The 17,410-nt window shown below is 38.3% G+C and carries 14 protein-coding genes and 5 tRNA genes; 3 read left to right on the top strand and 16 right to left on the bottom strand.

The genetic code is table 11. The features are described from left to right. Positions 1-67: 67 nt before the first annotated feature. From rpoB to murB, 16 genes are all read right to left on the bottom strand, one after another. Positions 68-4,108: a DNA-directed RNA polymerase subunit beta gene (rpoB, locus tag AC27IF_RS13485; RefSeq protein ID WP_487054858.1), complete on the bottom strand. Its 4,041-nt coding sequence runs from the start codon at positions 4,106-4,108 to the stop codon at positions 68-70. A gap of 249 nt (positions 4,109-4,357) precedes the next feature. Beyond that, complete coding sequence (rplL, locus tag AC27IF_RS13480; protein WP_118961479.1) at positions 4,358-4,726, bottom strand: 50S ribosomal protein L7/L12; 369 nt, start codon at positions 4,724-4,726, stop codon at positions 4,358-4,360. Positions 4,727-4,846: 120 nt separating this feature from the next. Then, positions 4,847-5,341: a 50S ribosomal protein L10 gene (gene rplJ / locus AC27IF_RS13475; protein WP_487054857.1), complete on the bottom strand. Its 495-nt coding sequence runs from the start codon at positions 5,339-5,341 to the stop codon at positions 4,847-4,849. A gap of 409 nt (positions 5,342-5,750) precedes the next feature. Then, positions 5,751-6,449 carry a 50S ribosomal protein L1 gene (gene rplA, locus AC27IF_RS13470; RefSeq protein WP_487054856.1) on the bottom strand — a complete coding sequence of 233 codons (699 nt, stop codon included), beginning with the start codon at positions 6,447-6,449 and terminating at the stop codon, positions 5,751-5,753. 3 nt (positions 6,450-6,452) lie between these two features. Beyond that, positions 6,453-6,881, bottom strand: coding sequence for a 50S ribosomal protein L11 (gene rplK / locus AC27IF_RS13465; RefSeq protein WP_118961476.1), 429 nt, complete (start codon positions 6,879-6,881; stop codon positions 6,453-6,455). A 269-nt stretch (positions 6,882-7,150) separates the two neighbouring features. Next, a complete protein-coding gene (nusG, locus tag AC27IF_RS13460; RefSeq protein ID WP_487054855.1) occupies positions 7,151-7,762 on the bottom strand; it encodes a transcription termination/antitermination protein NusG in 612 nt (203 codons plus the stop codon). A gap of 1 nt (position 7,763) precedes the next feature. After that, entirely contained in the window at positions 7,764-8,147 is a 384-nt protein-coding gene (secE, locus tag AC27IF_RS13455; RefSeq protein ID WP_487054854.1) for a preprotein translocase subunit SecE, read from the bottom strand. A gap of 93 nt (positions 8,148-8,240) precedes the next feature. Beyond that, positions 8,241-8,317, bottom strand: a tRNA-Trp gene (locus AC27IF_RS13450). 473 nt (positions 8,318-8,790) lie between these two features. Next, positions 8,791-9,975 carry an elongation factor Tu gene (gene tuf, locus AC27IF_RS13445; protein WP_487054853.1) on the bottom strand — a complete coding sequence of 395 codons (1,185 nt, stop codon included), beginning with the start codon at positions 9,973-9,975 and terminating at the stop codon, positions 8,791-8,793. A gap of 77 nt (positions 9,976-10,052) precedes the next feature. Beyond that, a tRNA-Thr gene (locus AC27IF_RS13440) sits at positions 10,053-10,128 on the bottom strand. Positions 10,129-10,144: 16 nt separating this feature from the next. After that, positions 10,145-10,219: transfer RNA gene (locus AC27IF_RS13435), tRNA-Gly, on the bottom strand. Between the two features lie 63 nt (positions 10,220-10,282). Beyond that, positions 10,283-10,367 (bottom strand) — tRNA-Tyr (locus AC27IF_RS13430). Positions 10,368-10,406: 39 nt separating this feature from the next. Then, positions 10,407-10,482, bottom strand: a tRNA-Thr gene (locus tag AC27IF_RS13425). A gap of 142 nt (positions 10,483-10,624) precedes the next feature. Next, positions 10,625-11,347, bottom strand: coding sequence for a type III pantothenate kinase (locus AC27IF_RS13420; RefSeq protein WP_487054852.1), 723 nt, complete (start codon positions 11,345-11,347; stop codon positions 10,625-10,627). Then, complete coding sequence (birA, locus tag AC27IF_RS13415) at positions 11,344-12,321, bottom strand: bifunctional biotin--[acetyl-CoA-carboxylase] ligase/biotin operon repressor BirA (RefSeq protein WP_487054851.1); 978 nt, start codon at positions 12,319-12,321, stop codon at positions 11,344-11,346. Before birA ends, AC27IF_RS13420 begins: the two co-directional genes overlap by 4 nt. Position 12,322: 1 nt before the next feature. After that, positions 12,323-13,366 carry a UDP-N-acetylmuramate dehydrogenase gene (gene murB / locus AC27IF_RS13410; RefSeq protein ID WP_487054850.1) on the bottom strand — a complete coding sequence of 348 codons (1,044 nt, stop codon included), beginning with the start codon at positions 13,364-13,366 and terminating at the stop codon, positions 12,323-12,325. Positions 13,367-13,679: 313 nt separating this feature from the next. Here murB and AC27IF_RS13405 point away from each other — a divergent pair, with 313 nt between their 5' ends. The 3 genes from AC27IF_RS13405 to AC27IF_RS13395 all read left to right on the top strand — a co-directional run bounded on the left by AC27IF_RS13405 (position 13,680) and on the right by AC27IF_RS13395 (position 17,410). After that, a complete protein-coding gene (locus AC27IF_RS13405; protein WP_487054849.1) occupies positions 13,680-14,909 on the top strand; it encodes an ABC transporter substrate-binding protein in 1,230 nt (409 codons plus the stop codon). A gap of 21 nt (positions 14,910-14,930) precedes the next feature. Continuing rightward, positions 14,931-16,751, top strand: a complete 1,821-nt coding sequence (locus AC27IF_RS13400) for a sensor histidine kinase (RefSeq protein WP_487054848.1) — start codon at positions 14,931-14,933, stop codon at positions 16,749-16,751. A 212-nt stretch (positions 16,752-16,963) separates the two neighbouring features. Then, entirely contained in the window at positions 16,964-17,410 is a 447-nt protein-coding gene (locus AC27IF_RS13395; RefSeq protein WP_487054847.1) for a hypothetical protein, read from the top strand.

Below are 17,410 nucleotides of genomic sequence, written 5' to 3'. Positions count from 1 at the left end.
CTTTAGAAGAAGGCAAGTAACTGCCTTCTTCCCATACTGATTATGCTCAGCGAGCTATGGGTAAAACCTAGTCTTCATCCAATTCGATATTGATACCGAGTGAACGAATTTCTTTCAACAATACGTTGAATGACTCTGGAATACCTGGTTCCATACGGTGATCACCGTCTACTAAGTTTTTATACATCTTAGTACGACCAGCAACGTCATCTGACTTAACCGTAAGCATTTCTTGTAATGTGTAAGCAGCACCATAAGCTTCAAGTGCCCATACTTCCATCTCACCGAAACGCTGACCACCAAATTGCGCTTTACCGCCAAGTGGTTGCTGTGTAACTAAGCTATAAGAACCAGTAGAACGAGCATGCATTTTATCATCAACTAAATGGTTTAGTTTTAACATATACATGTAACCTACCGTTACTGGACGTTCAAACTCACGACCTGTACGACCATCAGTTAAAGTAAACTGACCGCTTTGAGGCATATCTGCAAGGCTAAACAACTCTTTTATTTCTTTCTCAGCTGCACCATCAAATGCTGGTGTTGCAATTGGTAAACCTGCACGCAAGTTACCCGCAAGACGCATCACTTCTTCGTCAGAGAAACTAGCAACATCAACAACTTGGCGAGACTCACCTACATTGTAAACTTCTTGAATGAAGTTACGTAGTTTATGAATTTCTTGTTGCGCTTCTAGCATACGGTTAATCTTCTCACCGATACCGCGACATGCCATACCTAAATGAGTTTCTAAGATTTGACCAATGTTCATACGTGATGGAACACCTAATGGGTTCAATACGATATCAACTGGTACACCGTGCTCATCGTATGGCATATCTTCAACAGGTACTACGTTTGAAATAACACCTTTGTTACCATGACGACCAGCCATTTTATCACCTGGCTGAATGCGACGTTTAACAGCTAAGTATACTTTAACAATTTTAAGTACACCTGGTGCCAAATCATCACCTTGAGTGATCTTACGACGCTTAACTTCATACTTCTTATCAAAGTCTTCTTTAATATTGTCGTATTGCTCAGCAATTTGCTCTAATTCAGCTTGTTGTGCTTCGTCTGATAAGTTTTGAGTTAACCACTTATCACGAGACATACCAGTTAAGTCAGCTTCATTTAAACCAGCAGATAGTAATAGCTTCTTAGTACGAGCAAAAATACCATCTTCTAGAATACTCAATTCATCGCCAAGATCTTTCTTAACTTCTTTAAGTTGCAATTCTTCAATTTCTACTGCACGTGCATCTTTTTCAACACCATCACGGGTGAAGATTTGAACATCGATGATAGTACCTTTAACTGAGTTAGGAACACGCAAAGAGCTGTCTTTAACATCAGCGGCTTTTTCACCAAAGATTGCACGGAGAAGTTTCTCTTCTGGCGTTAACTGTGTTTCACCTTTAGGAGTAACTTTACCCACTAAGATGTCACCACCATTAACTTCAGCACCAATATAAACAACACCAGCTTCATCTAATTTAGATAATGCTGACTCGCCTACATTTGGAATATCGGCAGTAATTTCTTCACTACCAAGCTTAGTATCACGAGCGATACAAGTAAGCTCTTGGATATGAATAGTAGTAAATCTGTCTTCCATCGCAACGCGTTCAGATAACAACATTGAATCTTCAAAGTTGTAACCATTCCAAGGCATGAAAGCAATACGCATGTTCTGACCAAGCGCTAATTCACCCATATCGGTTGATGGACCATCAGCTAATACGTCACCGCGTACTACTGGCTCACCTAAACGACATACTGGACGCTGGTTAATACAAGTATTTTGGTTAGAACGTGTGTATTTAGTTAAATTATAAATATCAATACCCGCTTCACCAGCGTGCATTTCATTTTCATTAACTTTAACAACGATGCGTGACGCATCTACATAAGTCACAACACCACCACGTTTGGCAACAGCTGTTACACCTGAATCAACGGCAACAACTTTTTCCATACCGGTACCAACAAGTGGCTTATCCACTTTCAAGGTAGGTACTGCTTGACGTTGCATGTTCGAGCCCATCAAGGCACGGTTAGCATCATCGTGTTCTAGGAACGGGATAAGTGATGCCGCAACTGAAATAATCTGTTGTGGTGACACATCCATATACTGAACTTCAGCTGATGATTTCAACGTGAATTCATTTTTATAACGACAGTTCACTAAGTCCTGTGTTAATTTTTTGTTTTCGTCACGTTCAGCATTTGCCTGAGCGATAACAAAGTTACCTTCTTCAATTGCTGATAAGTAATCAATTTCATCAGTAACTAAACCATCGACAACTTTACGATATGGCGTTTCAAGGAAACCATAATCATTAGTACGTGCGTAACATGAAAGCGAGTTGATCAAACCAATGTTTGGTCCCTCTGGCGTTTCGATAGGACAAACACGACCGTAATGCGTTGGATGTACATCACGCACTTCAAAACCAGCACGTTCACGGGTTAAACCACCCGGCCCTAAAGCAGAAATACGACGTTTATGCGTCACTTCTGATAATGGGTTGTTTTGATCCATAAACTGAGACAATTGTGAAGAGCCAAAGAACTCTTTCACTGCCGCAGAAATTGGTTTCGCATTGATTAAATCTTGTGGCATTACCGCGTCTAAATCACCAAGACTTAAACGTTCACGTACAGCACGTTCTACACGAACTAAACCTACACGGAACTGGTTTTCTGCCATTTCGCCTACAGAGCGAATACGACGGTTACCTAAATGGTCAATATCATCAACTTCGCCTTTACCGTCACGAATGTCGATTAAGGTTTTCATTACAGAAATGATATCGTCATTTGATAATACGCCTGAACCAGTATCTTCAGCTGTACCGTCTTCATTACCAACACGTCGGTTAAACTTCATACGACCAACAGTTGATAAATCATAACGTTCAGAGGCAAAGAATAAATTGCCAAATAAAGTTTCAGCTGCATCTTTCGTTGGTGGCTCACCAGGACGCATCATACGGTAAATTTCAACTAGCGCTTCAAGACGGTTAGTTGAATTGTCTACACGTAATGTGTCTGACATATATGAACCAACATCAAATTCGTTCATATATAAAGTAGAAAGCGTTTTATGACCTGCTTGGCTAAGCTCAGCTAATAATTCTAAAGTGATTTCAGCATTGGCTTCAGCAATGACTTCACCTGTAGATTTATCGATATAAGCTTTTGATAATACTTTACCAACAATATATTCTGCTGGTACTTCTAGCTTATCAATGTTTGCTTTAGTTAAAGCGCGAATATGACGTGCAGTAATACGACGTCCAGATTCAACTAACACTTCACCTTTTTTGATACTAATATCAAAAGTAGCAGTATCACCACGAAGACGTTCAGGGATCAAATCCATCACTAACTTGTCGCCTTTAATAGCAAACTCAGTTGTGTCATAGAAAAGATCTAAAATTTCTTCAGTAGAATATTCTAGTGCACGTAGCATAATTGACGCAGGTAATTTACGGCGTCTATCAATACGTACAAATAAGTTATCTTTTGGATCGAATTCAAAATCTAACCAAGAACCACGGTAAGGAATAACACGTGCGTTATATAATACTTTACCCGATGAATGCGTTTTGCCTTTATCGTGATCAAAGAATACACCAGGAGAACGGTGTAATTGTGAAACGATAACACGCTCAGTACCATTAATTACAAAAGTACCGTTATCTGTCATCAACGGGATTTCACCCATGTACACTTCTTGCTCTTTGATATCTTTTACAGTACCTGCCGGAGCTTCTTTATCGTATACCACTAAGCGTAATTTAACGCGTAATGGTGCTGAATAAGTAACACCACGTATTTGACATTCTTTCACATCAAATAACGGTTCACCTAAACGATAGCTTACATATTGTAATTCTGAGCTACCTGAATAAGCTTTAATTGGGAAAATAGAACGGAAAGCAGCCTCTAGACCGGTTTCACCTGTTGGATCAATATCAATAAACTTGCGGAAAGAATCGAGTTGAATGGACAACAAGAATGGATATTCCATTACTTGTGCACTTTTACCAAAGTCCTTTCTAATTCGCTTTTTCTCAAAGTATGAGTAAGCCATGGGGTTCCTCAGCTTGCTGGTTTTGGCCAAATCTGCCTAGTGAATATACATCCAACTAGACAGGGTATTGCTGTAATATTTACGTCTAAACATTACAGAGTAATTCATCAAAATTACTCAACACTAAATAATGCACTGTTTTTAGATAAAAAAATACAAATTTTTCTATCAAAAAAAGCGCAAAAAGGCCGGTGACGTTTAAATCACCAGCCATTGCCTTTTCAGGCAAACAATCTGTTTAAAAACAGATTATTTGATCTCAACAGAAGCACCAGCTTCTTCAAGAGCTTTCTTAAGTTCTTCAGCTTCAGCCTTATCAACACCTTCTTTAAGTGCTTTAGGAGCTGATTCAACTAAATCTTTAGCTTCTTTTAAGCCAAGACCTGTTGCGCCACGAACTGCTTTGATAACTGCAACTTTCTTCTCACCGAAACCTGTTAAGATTACGTCGAATTCAGTTTGCTCTTCAGCAGCACCACCAGCGTCACCGCCAGCAACAGCAACAGCAGCAGCAGCAGATACGCCGAACTTCTCTTCCATTGCTTCGATTAATTCAACTACGTCCATTACTGACATTTCAGCAATAGCATTTAGGATATCGTCTTTAGAAATAGACATTATAAAATTTCCTGTTTTTAAGAAACAGCCTTTGTTTTAACTTATTAAAAACATAAAGTGCTGTTTGAATAACTATTAATACAAAAAGAGTGTTTAACCTTACTAAATAAATAGTAAAAATTAAGCCGCTTCTTGTTCTTTCTGGTCGCGAACTGCAGCAATCGTACGGCATAATTTGCCGGCAGATGCTTCTTTCATAGCGCTCATTAAACGGGCAATAGCTTCGTCGTAAGTTGGTAGCTTAGCTAACATGTTTACGTCTACAACATTACCTTCAAATGCAGCTGCTTTTAATTCAAAGTCTTCGTTAGTTTTAGCGAAGTCAGTGAATAAACGTGCAGCAGCACCTGGATGTTCGTTTGAAAATGCAATTAAAGTAGGGCCTTTAAATGTGTCATTAACACACTCAAATTCCGTACCAGCTACTGCACGACGTGCTAATGTGTTACGGACAACTTTCATCCATACGCCATTTTCACGTGCTTGCTTACGCAATACAGTAATTGCTTCAACTGTAACACCGCGGGCATCCGCGACTACAGCTGATTGAGCGCCAGCGGCAGCTTCTTGAACTTCAGCAACAATTGCTTTTTTGTCATCAAGATTGATAGCCATTGGCTTTACTCCTGGTTCAAACCGGACTTATAACAGTACCGGTATTTACAATCCCTAGAATACATAATTGTGTTCTAGGCCATTACGGCGAGGACCAGAATTTAGGAAATACTGGGTAATCACCATCTACGTAGGAAATTAAGCAAATCGTAATCAATTATCAGTACAGAAGGTTTGAATTTCTTTACTTTAAACTGCGTACTTTCATTTGCACCTACGGTCTTGGACGGGGGTTGTTAATTTATTGTCAAAAGACAAAAAACTGACAACTCCTACCAAAATTTAAGGGGCGAAATTATAGGTTATAATTTCGCCCTTGTAAAGGTTCAATAATTAGTAATTTACTAACTATTAAATAGATGAGATTTAACACTTGCCATTGCAAGCAGAAAACTCATCTATATAACTACTAAGCTTGAGTTAAGCTTGCTTGGTTAACGGCTACGCCGGCACCCATTGTAGTAGAAAGTGATACTTTCTGAATATATTGACCTTTAGCATTTGCTGGTTTTGCTTTTTTAAGCGCTTCTAGCAAAAATTCTAAGTTTGCTTGCAATTGTGCAGGTTCGAAATCAGCCTTACCAATAGTAGTATGGATGATACCGTTTTTGTCATTGCGGTAACGTACTTGACCAGACTTAGCGTTTTTAACCGCGCCAGCAACGTCAGGAGTTACAGTGCCAACTTTAGGGTTAGGCATTAAACCACGTGGGCCTAAGATTTGACCTAGTTGACCAACAACACGCATAGCGTCTGGAGAAGCGATTACAACATCAAAGTTCATCTCGCCAGATTTAACTTGTTCAGCTAAATCTTCCATACCTACTACATCAGCACCAGCTTCTGTAGCTTTCTCTGCGTTTGCACCTTGTGTAAATACTGCAACACGTACTTCACGACCAGTACCATTTGGTAATACTGCTGCGCCACGTACGTTTTGATCAGATTTACGAGCATCGATACCAAGGTTTACTGCAACATCTACGCTTTCACGGAAGTTTGCAGTAGCAAATTCTTTTAATAAAGAAACTGCTTCACTGATATCATATTCTTTTGTTACGTCTACTTTTTCACGGATAAGACGAGCGCGTTTTGTTAATTTAGTCATTGATTAGTCCTCTACCACTAAACCCATTGAACGAGCAGAACCCGCAATGGTACGCACTGCAGCTTCCATAGAACCAGCAGTTAGATCAGGTTCTTTTGTCTTAACGATTTCTTCAAGTTGTGCTGTAGTTACAGTACCAACTTTTTCAGTGTTAGGACGACCAGAGCCGCTTTTTACGCCAGCCGCTTTTTTCAATAAGAATGAAGCAGGTGGTGTTTTTGTTTCGAAAGTGAAAGAACGATCGTTGTATACAGTAATAACTACTGGAACTGGAGCGCCTTTTTCGATTGAATCTGTTTTGGCGTTAAACGCTTTACAGAATTCCATGATGTTAACACCGTGTTGACCAAGAGCTGGACCAACTGGTGGTGACGGGTTAGCTGCACCAGCAGCTACTTGTAGCTTGATTAAAGCTTGGACTTTTTTAGCCATTTTAAAATACCTTTATTGTGGGTAGTTAACGCTATTTGCTGCCGGAGCAGTTTTCGCTTCCCTGTTTACAAAGTTAAGTTTTTGTCAAAATTTTCATCCAACTATACCTAACTCAGACCGCACTAAAAAAACGCGGCAGCGGATTATATATTAATCAGTCATTTTGTTTCAAGTACTTTTTAACTCTCACCGATAACTGTGCATAAAAAAACCAAAGACAATGCTTTGGTTTTTATGATTTGTGCTTTTACGGAGAATATTGGGTCGAATTAACTACCTTTTTCAACCTGACCAAATTCAAGGTCAACTGGCGTAGAACGACCAAAAATAAGTACCGATACTTTGATACGGTTTTTCTCGTAATCTAGCTCTTCAACCACACCGTTAAAGTCGGCGAATGGACCATCAATAACACGGACAACTTCACCTGGTTCAAATAACGTTTTAGGTTTAGGCTTATCAGTGTCAACTAAGCGCTGTAAAATACGATCCGCTTCTTTTTGAGTAATAGGCGCAGGACGGTCACTAGTGCCGCCAATAAAACCAAGTACACGTGGTACACTTTTAACTAAGTGCCAAGACTCTTCATCCATTTCCATTTGTACTAGTACATAACCTGGGAAGAATTTACGAGCACTTTTACGCTTTTGTCCTGCACGCATTTCAACAACTTCTTCCGTTGGTACTAAAATTTCACCAAACTTTTCTTGTAAGCTGTGAATTTCAATATGTTCGATTAAAGTTTTTTGTACACGGCCTTCATAACCTGAAAATGCTTGTACTACGTACCATCTTAATTTCGGGTTTTGATTAACCTGCTTCTCTTCATGAGCTTCTTCACCTTCTGGTGATGCATTTTCTGAGATATTTTCTTCAGACATATTATAGTACCTTCATACCTGTAACTAAGCCAACCAACCAAAATAAAACTGAATCTAAGCCCCAAAGTAGTAATGACATTAATAATGTTACTACTAATACGATACCCGTTGTTTGAATTGCTTCTTGGCGTGTAGGCCAAACAACTTTACGTACTTCTGTGCGTGACTCTTTTGCAAAAGAAACCGCATTACGGCCTTTTAGTGTTTGCATAGCAATTAAACCTGCAACACCAACAGCTACCACTACGCCAATAGCACGTAATAAAACTGATTCTTGACCAAAATAATAGTTACCACCAATAGCTGCTGCTAATAATAAGACAATGATGCCCCACTTTAAGCCATCTAAAGAACTGCTTGGTTGCTCTTCTGTACTCGCATTCATATTTCTATTCCGTAATTATCAGTCTAGTTTGAAACAAACAACCTCATCGTACTGAGATTGATAGGTGCTGTATCATTTTTACAACACATAAAATGGCAGGGGTGGAGAGATTCGAACTCCCAACCATCGGTTTTGGAGACCGCTGTTCTACCAATTGGAACTACACCCCTAAAATCAAAAGCAAGCAAAAACGCTTACTAAAGTAATAGTTACACTTGTCGGGTGAATCTTAGTTTTTGTTTGGGAATTAAGAGATACTCGAGAAGTGAGGCGCTATTATACTCAGCGTAGCGTTTTACTCAAGCACTATTTACAAGATAATAATGTATGGCTTAATAAAATAGTTTTATAACAAGAAGAGTACTCGCTAGACATGCGTATATTCATTTAAGCATGGACAAGTAAATTCAGACATACACAAATAGATTCAGAGATACACAAATAAATTCAAACATGCGCGAATAAATTCCCGCCTACGAAAAAGCCGCTTCTTTTGCAAGAATGCGGCTTTTTTATCTATCGGTTATATAGATAATAATTGTGCTAATTTGTTAATTAATCGATAAATTAACAAGGCGCGGACACGGAGTTGACGCAAGTCAATGAGTATCCGCAACGATGTTAATACGAGAATAATTTCAAATTAGTCGATTATTTTAGATACAACACCTGCACCTACTGTACGACCACCTTCACGAATCGCGAAGCGTAAACCTTCGTCCATCGCTACTGGGTTGATAAGCTCAACAACAAACTTTAAGTTGTCGCCTGGCATTACCATTTCAACACCTTCAGGAAGCTCTACAGCACCTGTGATATCTGTTGTACGGAAGTAAAACTGTGGACGGTATCCTTTGAAGAATGGAGTATGACGACCACCTTCATCTTTACTTAGTACATATACTTCTGACTCAAACTTAGTGTGAGGAGAAATTGAACCTGGAGCACAAAGTACTTGACCACGCTCTACGTCTTCACGCTTAAGACCACGTAGAAGAACACCACAGTTCTCACCAGCACGACCTTCGTCAAGAAGCTTACGGAACATTTCAACACCTGTACAAGTTGATTTTTGAGTATCACGGATACCAACAACTTCTACTTCTTCACCAACTTTGATGATACCGCGCTCTACACGACCTGTTACAACTGTACCACGACCTGAAATTGAGAATACATCTTCGATAGGCATGATGAATGCACCGTCGATTGCACGCTCTGGCTCTGGAATGTATGAATCTAATGCGTCCGCTAATTCAATTACTTTCTCTTCCCATTGAGCTTCACCGTTAAGTGCGCCTAATGCTGAGCCTTGGATGATTGGTAAATCATCACCTGGGAATTCATATTCGCTAAGAAGTTCACGAACTTCCATTTCTACTAATTCTAGTAATTCTTCATCGTCAACCATGTCACATTTGTTCATGAAAACGATAATGAATGGAACACCAACTTGGCGAGACAATAAGATGTGCTCACGTGTTTGTGGCATTGGACCATCTGTAGCAGCAACTACTAAGATAGCACCATCCATTTGTGCAGCACCTGTGATCATGTTTTTGATGTAATCAGCATGGCCTGGACAATCTACGTGTGCGTAGTGACGTGAAGCTGTATCATACTCAATGTGAGAAGTGTTGATTGTAATACCACGATCACGCTCTTCTGGTGCATTATCGATTTGTGAAAAATCTTTAACTTCACCACCGTGAACTTTAGTTAATACCGCAGAGATAGCGGCTGTTAATGTTGTTTTACCGTGATCAACGTGTCCGATTGTACCAACGTTTACATGTGGTTTCGTACGTTCAAATTTTTCTTTAGCCATTTTAAAATACCTCTGGGTATAGAATTAAGTTTATTTTTACAATTTTTGAAATAATTAGGATAGATTAATCTAAGGAATGGTGCTGATAGGCAGATTCGAACTGCCGACCTCACCCTTACCAAGGGTGCGCTCTACCAACTGAGCCATATCAGCATTCATATACAAAGATTGGAGCGGGTGGCGGGAATCGAACCCGCTTCATCAGCTTGGAAGGCTGAGGTAATAGCCAGTATACGACACCCGCTAACTCTATCAGATTATCTCTGTTTTTAAGTTTTCACTTTTTAAAAAGCAAAAACTAAAAATATGGTGGAGGGAGGTGGATTCGAACCACCGAAGGCGGAGCCGTCAGATTTACAGTCTGATCCCTTTGGCCACTCGGGAACCCCTCCAGTATATTTACCCACTCAACATCGTTGAAGTAGTATTAATGGTGCCGACTGCCGGAATCGAACTGGCGACCTACTGATTACAAGTCAGTTGCTCTACCAACTGAGCTAAGTCGGCACTACATTAAGTGGTGCGAATTCTAGAGTAATGTTTTCCCCCTTGCAAGGGCAAAATTGAAAAAAATTGATGTTTTTATCTGTTTCTAATCCGATTATTACGCGTTTGATGTTTTTTTATCCAGAGTAAGGCGATATTCGCTTTATATATAGGTTTGTAAACCGAGAAAGACAAGGTCATCAATCACTAAATTGGGTTGAGCAAGCAATGAAGATAATTTAGCGCCATTACCGCCAGTAATAATTATCTCATCTATAGAGACCCCCTGCTGCTCACTTTGTGAAATAGCCATATTGACTGAGCCAACGGTTGCTGCCCAAGCGGCATGATGAACATTCTCAGAGGTATTAACACCAAAAGTGATACTCTCCTGCGCTTTATCATTCGCTTTGACTTGATTAGTATTGGTCAAAATACTGGTTATTAGCATATTAATGCCCGCTAGAATCCAGCCTCCTTGATGTTGACCATCTTTAGTTAGCAAATCTACTGTCGTCGCGGTACCAGAATCAATAATTAAAATATTTTTTTTTGGAAAAGTTTCCGAGACTCCAAGTAATGCCAGCCAACGATCAACCCCTAATTTCTCCGGTTTTTCATACGCAGAAACTAGAGTGTTTTTCTTCTTTGCACTACTAACCTGCTGGAAGCTCACTTGTCTTTGCTCGCACCATTGGCTAATACTTGTGGTTAATTCAGGATGACTAACACTTGCAACGACCACTTTTGTCGCACGGGGAAAGTGTTCCGTAAGAAACTCAAAAGATAATGATTCATTTATTATCGCTTGCGGTTTATTTCTTTTTTTATTTTCAACTGTACAATATTTAGTTCTGGTATTACCTATATCCATCAATACAATCATTCATCACCTCGAAGGCTGACTTCGCCGCCATACACAGGCTTAACTTGACCATCAACTTCTAACATTAATGCCCCTTGATTGTTCACACCTCGACAAATGCCTTTAGTGATATTTTCTCCAGTAAGTAATTTGACCCGCTTATTTAAATATAGATCTCTAGCATGCCATTCATTAAGCATAACGGCTAAACCACTTTGTTGATATTGTTGTAATCGCTTTAGTAAAGCACTTATTAACTGTGAGCTAAGCGCATTCCTATCAATTTTACTTTGGCAATGGCTTTGCAAATCAGTCCATTTTTGATCTATCTGTTGAGCAGCTTGTGGGGGCATAGCTAAATTAAGACCAATACCTATAACACTGTGACTTGGCTCCAGTGCTTGACCTTCCAAATCAATCAAAATTCCTGCCAGTTTAACTCCGCCTAAATAGACATCATTAGGCCACTTGAGTTGTACTTGTATATTAGTAGTCGTATAAATAGCATCGCTAACTGCTAATGCAGTGACTAAACTCAAGCCCATCGCTGCTGACAATCCTTGTTCTAAATACCAATACATAGATAAATATATTTGAGAGCCAAATGGCGAAATCCATTGCCGCCCTCTACGTCCACGCCCTGCACTCTGGTACTCAGCTAAACAGACCTGTCCTTGCGATACTTGATTAGGTAATCGCCTCATTAAATAGCTGTTAGTTGAATCAATTAGGCTATGCACTTCTACTTCACAGGGTTGAGATAGAGAAGATAATTGTTGATTGATTTTATCTACGCTTAATAAATCTAATGGTTGTGCTAGTTTATAGCCCTTGCCTGTCACACTATATATATCAAGACCCATATCAATTAATGCTTTAATATGTTTTGAAATCGCAGTACGGCTAATATCTAATTCATCGCCAATATCTTGGCCAGAAACAAAGTCTCCATTGGCTAATGACTTAATTAAATGTTCTCTTACCGCCTTTACCATATTATTTATGCTCGTAATTAGTGGTTAAATCTGCAAAGCTCTCTTCTTTAACTGCGCCGACAAGCCGCACTTCAGGAGAAAGTAGCACCCCAAACTTATGCAACACTTGCTTTTGAACATGCTTAGCTAATTGCACAACATCTTGGCCACTTTCACTTTCGTAGTTCACTAGCACTAAAGCTTGATGCTTATGTACACCGACTCCATTCTCTTTATAACCTTTCAAACCTGATTGCTCAATAAGCCAACCTGCCGCAACTTTAACTAAACCATTGTTTTGTGAGTAAGAGGGGAGCGAAGGATAGAGTGCTTTTAATCGGTTATGCTCAGCATCAGTCACGACGGGATTTTTAAAAAAGCTACCAGCATTGGGCAAAGCATTAGGGTCAGGTAATTTTTGCTGTCTTATTTTTATCACCTGTTCCATCACTTCTTTAGCGCTGACCTCAGCAGTTAGATGGTCTAGTCCTTGATAGCTCAACTTTGCTTGCCAACTCTTATCAAACTTCAAGGTGATTTTAGTAATGATTGCTTGATTGCGTAAAGATGATTTAAAGATGCTATCTCTATATGAAAACAGACATTGCGAATTAGTTAATTTTTTCATCTTTGCCGACGCTAAATCGAAGTATTCGACCTGTTGACAAAAATCTGCAAACTCTACTCCATACGCACCGATATTTTGTACAGGTGCGGCACCAACACTGCCAGGTATAAGGGCTAAGTTTTCTAAGCCATTAATCCCTTTATCTATACAAAAGCTTACAAGGTTGTGCCAGTTTTCTGCGGCTCCTACATGTACTTCAAAATAATTTTCCAATTCAACTACTTCAATACCTAAAAAGTTAGGTTTAATAATAGTAGGGGTATATTCATCTATAAATAGTGTATTGCTTCCTTCACCTAAAATATAAAATGGGGAGTTAAGAAAAGGGCTAAGTTGTTGCAAATCAGCTAACGAACTCGGAAAAAATATCTTTGGACAAATAGCGACAACATTAAAGCTATTATGCTGCTGTAGGGAAAACTGCTGATTGCTCTGCATAAATTTTAGGTACATGATTAAAGGAAGAGCTCTATTGTACTGAAAAACGCCACTAACACCAATTGGACATTACAGTCTTTGATCCCCATTTAAGTGTTTATTTTACTCATTCTGCTTTTGTTTATTTCTTTAACTATAATAAATGGAGTAACTAGATAAAATTGTTAAACTTTAGGACAAGGTGCTACATTAATAAATACCATCCTCATTCAAATTAATATCAAGCAAGCAATACATCGGCACGGTTTACATACATCACAATCAGACCGCAGCTGAGTGAATACTTCATTTTCATTAATAGGGAATTTTAGCCATGAAAAATATCAAGTCTCTTGCCTTAATAAAAGCTGGTCTCCTATTTATTGCGAGTTCTTTTCTCGCTACTGCAGCAGAAAATGTTAATTACAAAATATATTTAGATGCTGACTTTACCGGAACAAAAACATCAAGTCAGTCTATTCAGCAAGGTATTAATGTTGCTTTAAGTGAAGAGAATTACACCATTGACGGTGTTACTTTTGAAATTGAAACTAAAAATCATCGTGGTAATTCTTTACGCAGTAAAAAAAATTTACAGCAGTTTCTAGACGATGAACAAGCTTTAATTGTTTTTTCAGGTTTGCACTCCCCTCCTCTGTTAGCTAACAAAGAGCTTATTAATAACAATCATATTCTTTTATTAGACCCGTGGGCAGCGGCAGGCCCAATCACCAGGGCAAAAAGCACGAATAATTGGATATATCGCTTATCGATAGATGATAGTAATGCCGGTAAATTCATCAGTGAAGAGGCAGTAAAAGAGGGGTTTAAAAAGCCACATTTGTTATTAGAAGATACAGGTTGGGGTCGTTCTAACGAGCGGACAATGAAGAAAGCATTATCTGAAAATAATATCAAATCAGCCAGTGTTACATGGTTTAACTGGGGCTTAGGGATCAATCATGCCAAAGTATTACTACGTGATGTGCATGCTTCAAAAGCTGATGTTATTTTTTTCGTTGGTAATGCGCCCGAAGGAAAAACCTTTGCCAAAGCTATGATTTCGTTAGATGAAAATACTAGGTTACCACTACGTAGTCATTGGGGAATTACTGGTGGGGATTTTGCTGAAGTGATTAATGAACAAGATAGGGTTAACCTTGATCTTAAGTTTATTCAAACCAAGTTTTCTTTTCTAAACCAGCCCAAAACACCACTTGCTCAGCAAGTTTTTCAGCAAATACAAAATATTTACCCTGAAATTAATACCGTTGAAGATATAAAAGCCCAAACAGGTTTTGTGCATGGTTATGACTTAACTAAAATTTTAATCGCGGCCATTAAACAGGCAGGATTAACCGGAAAAAAACACACTGATATGCTTGCCATTAAAACCGCCTTAGATAATTTATCATCTCCGGTTACTGGTTTAATCAAAACCTATCAAAAGCCTTTTTCAACATACACTTTAGATAATATTAATGCCCATGAAGCTTTATCTATCGATGATTATGCTATGGGTTACTACGAAGCTAATAATGGTATTAAATTACTTTTACATTAATAAAAACAATTATCTGATTATATGAAAAAAACCAGTATTTCATTTGCGCTTGCTCGCTTTGTATTCTTAAGTTGCTTTGTTTTAGCCATCATATCTACCGTGCTAATTATCAACTATGTACTTGATTCAGAAAAGAAAAAGCAGCAACAAATGATCATTAGGGAAACCTCAACTATTAGCAATAATTATAAATTATTTCTAAGTCATAGAGTAACTATTTTAACCGAGCATGCAAGTTATCCAGTTATGATCCAAACGTTAATGCAGCCTGAGGTTAATGTTAATAAAGCGAAAGATTTCATGGCGGACCTATCTATTTTAGGTAATCGTTATCAACAAAGCTTGCTAGACTTTGACGGCAATATTATTTTTTCGACTTTAGAGAGTGACACCCCGATATACAAAAAAACGACTTGGCTAAATAAATTACTCAAAGACCAAGCAGTAAATTACGTCGGTATTGAGCTGGTAAATGGTCAGTATTATTGGTGTATTGCCATCCCAATTTCATATAACGATTTAATCGAAGGTGTGTTAACTACTTTAATCCCTGTAGAGGAAATAGATGAACAAGGTAAACTCTCCAATCGCTTAGATGGTTTGATGATTGAAATACTAGAACATAATCAAGTTTTATCAACATTTGGTAATATTGATAGTGGCACACAACATCTAGTTACTTGGAAAGATATTCCTATTAGATTTCGATTTACTTTCGACGACAGTGAAAGTAATAAAGAGCTCAATAACACCATCATACAATTAAGCTTGTTAATAATCCTCGTGTTAATTTTTACTACGGTATTAGCTTATGTTTTCGGCTATAGATACTTTGTAAAACCTTTACTTTTATTATCTCAAGCCACAGGCGAGCTTGATAAAGGAAGTGAGTTTAGCTTATCTCAAGAAAATGTTCGCATTCGCGAGCTGTCAGATCTTTTTAAAAAGTTCAATTCAATGACTGACACTGTAAAGCACAGAGAGCAAGCTTTACAACTGAGTTATGACAAACTTTCTAAAGCCAATGAAGAATTAATACTCAGTGAATCTCAGCTTATTCAATCGGAGAAAATGGCCAGTATTGGTGTGCTAGCAGCAGGTGTAGCTCACGAAATTAACAACCCTATTGGCTTCATCAAAAGTAATTTAGATGTTTTAGATGAATACCTTACAGATATCCAAACCTATCGACATGAAATCCAAGCCTTATTAGCTACACAACAGCTTGAAAATACTGAACAAGAGATTGCTAAAAGTCATGATATAGACTTTATTTTTGATGATGTTCCATCACTATTAAAAAGCAGTATCGGTGGTATTGATAAAGTTTCTGAAATCGTACAAAACCTGAAAACCTTTGCTCGTGTTGAAGAGCCGAGTAAATCTAAAACAGATATCAACGAAGGGTTAACCGCAACACTTAACATGGTGCGCAATGAGCTAAAATATAATTGTAAAGTTCGTGTTGACCTAGGAGAATTACCAAAAATACTGGCTTTCCCAAGTAAGCTAAACCAAGTTTTTATGAACTTACTCATTAATGCTGGGCAGTCAATAAAAGAAAATGGTGAAATATTTGTCAAAACACTTCAACTAAACAACGAGATTGTTATTGAAGTAGAGGATAATGGCAGTGGTATTAGCCCTGATGTGCTACCACATATATTCACACCTTTTTTTACCTCAAAGCCTGTTGGTGAAGGTACTGGCCTTGGCTTATCAATTAGTCATGAAATTATTAAACAACATGACGGCAGAATAGAAGTAACCTCCGAAGTAGATAAAGGCAGTTGCTTCTCTGTGTATATTCCCATTAAAGTTGCTATACAAGAATCAGCATAAAGACCCCCACAGCTACCTTTCATATATTCTGTCGAGCTAAATTAGTGCCTTAGCTACTCAATTGCATTATGAAAATGCAAAACGCAAACAATCTCGAAATATTGAAGGAAATAACTCGAAACAAAATAAATAGACCTTAATAACAATAGGTTACGATTTGGCATGTAACTTGTAATCTTATCAATAAGCTCAATCAATAAAGGCTCATTGATATGAAAATTGCATTGCCAAGTTACTTAATCGTAATAATACTGCTGACCACAACGGGCTGCACTTCTACGTCAATCAATGATTCAATTGCATTAATTCATAAAGAAAATTCTCGCACAGTTGATGAACAAGTATTAAAAAACATTCAAGAATTACGTTACAACGAACAAACTAAAAACCCTACTTATACCTTTACCTATCCGTTATCAAACAAACAACTCGCTTATGATGATCGCATTACAATTGCCACTTTGCTGACCAGAAAAAACAAAAACATCATTATAAAAATGGCTCCAGCGCGTGCCGTAGATAAGTTAAAACAATTAAGCCTCTCTATGGAGCGTGCGAAAATTTTACATCAATACATTGCACGTTTTAATCAAAATATAACCATTATCTTTGCTCCGCAATTATCAACAGACACTATTAATTTAGTAACAGGAGCTTAA

Source organism: Colwellia sp. KS18-150 (genome assembly GCF_057551365.1).
Note: the sequence above shows the minus strand (reverse complement) of the source record. Positions and strands in the feature narration are given on the sequence as shown.

What these genes read in the sequence shown, in the direction of transcription:
- rpoB (WP_487054858.1), bottom strand. Translation starts at nt 4,108, where the DNA reads ATGGCTTACTCATACTTTGAGAAAAAGCGAATTAGAAAGGACTTTGGT.
- rplL (WP_118961479.1), bottom strand. Translation starts at nt 4,726, where the DNA reads ATGTCTATTTCTAAAGACGATATCCTAAATGCTATTGCTGAAATGTCA.
- rplJ (WP_487054857.1), bottom strand. Translation starts at nt 5,341, where the DNA reads ATGGCTATCAATCTTGATGACAAAAAAGCAATTGTTGCTGAAGTTCAA.
- rplA (WP_487054856.1), bottom strand. Translation starts at nt 6,449, where the DNA reads ATGACTAAATTAACAAAACGCGCTCGTCTTATCCGTGAAAAAGTAGAC.
- rplK (WP_118961476.1), bottom strand. Translation starts at nt 6,881, where the DNA reads ATGGCTAAAAAAGTCCAAGCTTTAATCAAGCTACAAGTAGCTGCTGGT.
- nusG (WP_487054855.1), bottom strand. Translation starts at nt 7,762, where the DNA reads ATGTCTGAAGAAAATATCTCAGAAAATGCATCACCAGAAGGTGAAGAA.
- secE (WP_487054854.1), bottom strand. Translation starts at nt 8,147, where the DNA reads ATGAATGCGAGTACAGAAGAGCAACCAAGCAGTTCTTTAGATGGCTTA.
- tuf (WP_487054853.1), bottom strand. Translation starts at nt 9,975, where the DNA reads ATGGCTAAAGAAAAATTTGAACGTACGAAACCACATGTAAACGTTGGT.
- AC27IF_RS13420 (WP_487054852.1), bottom strand. Translation starts at nt 11,347, where the DNA reads ATGATTGTATTGATGGATATAGGTAATACCAGAACTAAATATTGTACA.
- birA (WP_487054851.1), bottom strand. Translation starts at nt 12,321, where the DNA reads ATGGTAAAGGCGGTAAGAGAACATTTAATTAAGTCATTAGCCAATGGA.
- murB (WP_487054850.1), bottom strand. Translation starts at nt 13,366, where the DNA reads ATGCAGAGCAATCAGCAGTTTTCCCTACAGCAGCATAATAGCTTTAAT.
- AC27IF_RS13405 (WP_487054849.1), top strand. Translation starts at nt 13,680, where the DNA reads ATGAAAAATATCAAGTCTCTTGCCTTAATAAAAGCTGGTCTCCTATTT.
- AC27IF_RS13400 (WP_487054848.1), top strand. Translation starts at nt 14,931, where the DNA reads ATGAAAAAAACCAGTATTTCATTTGCGCTTGCTCGCTTTGTATTCTTA.
- AC27IF_RS13395 (WP_487054847.1), top strand. Translation starts at nt 16,964, where the DNA reads ATGAAAATTGCATTGCCAAGTTACTTAATCGTAATAATACTGCTGACC.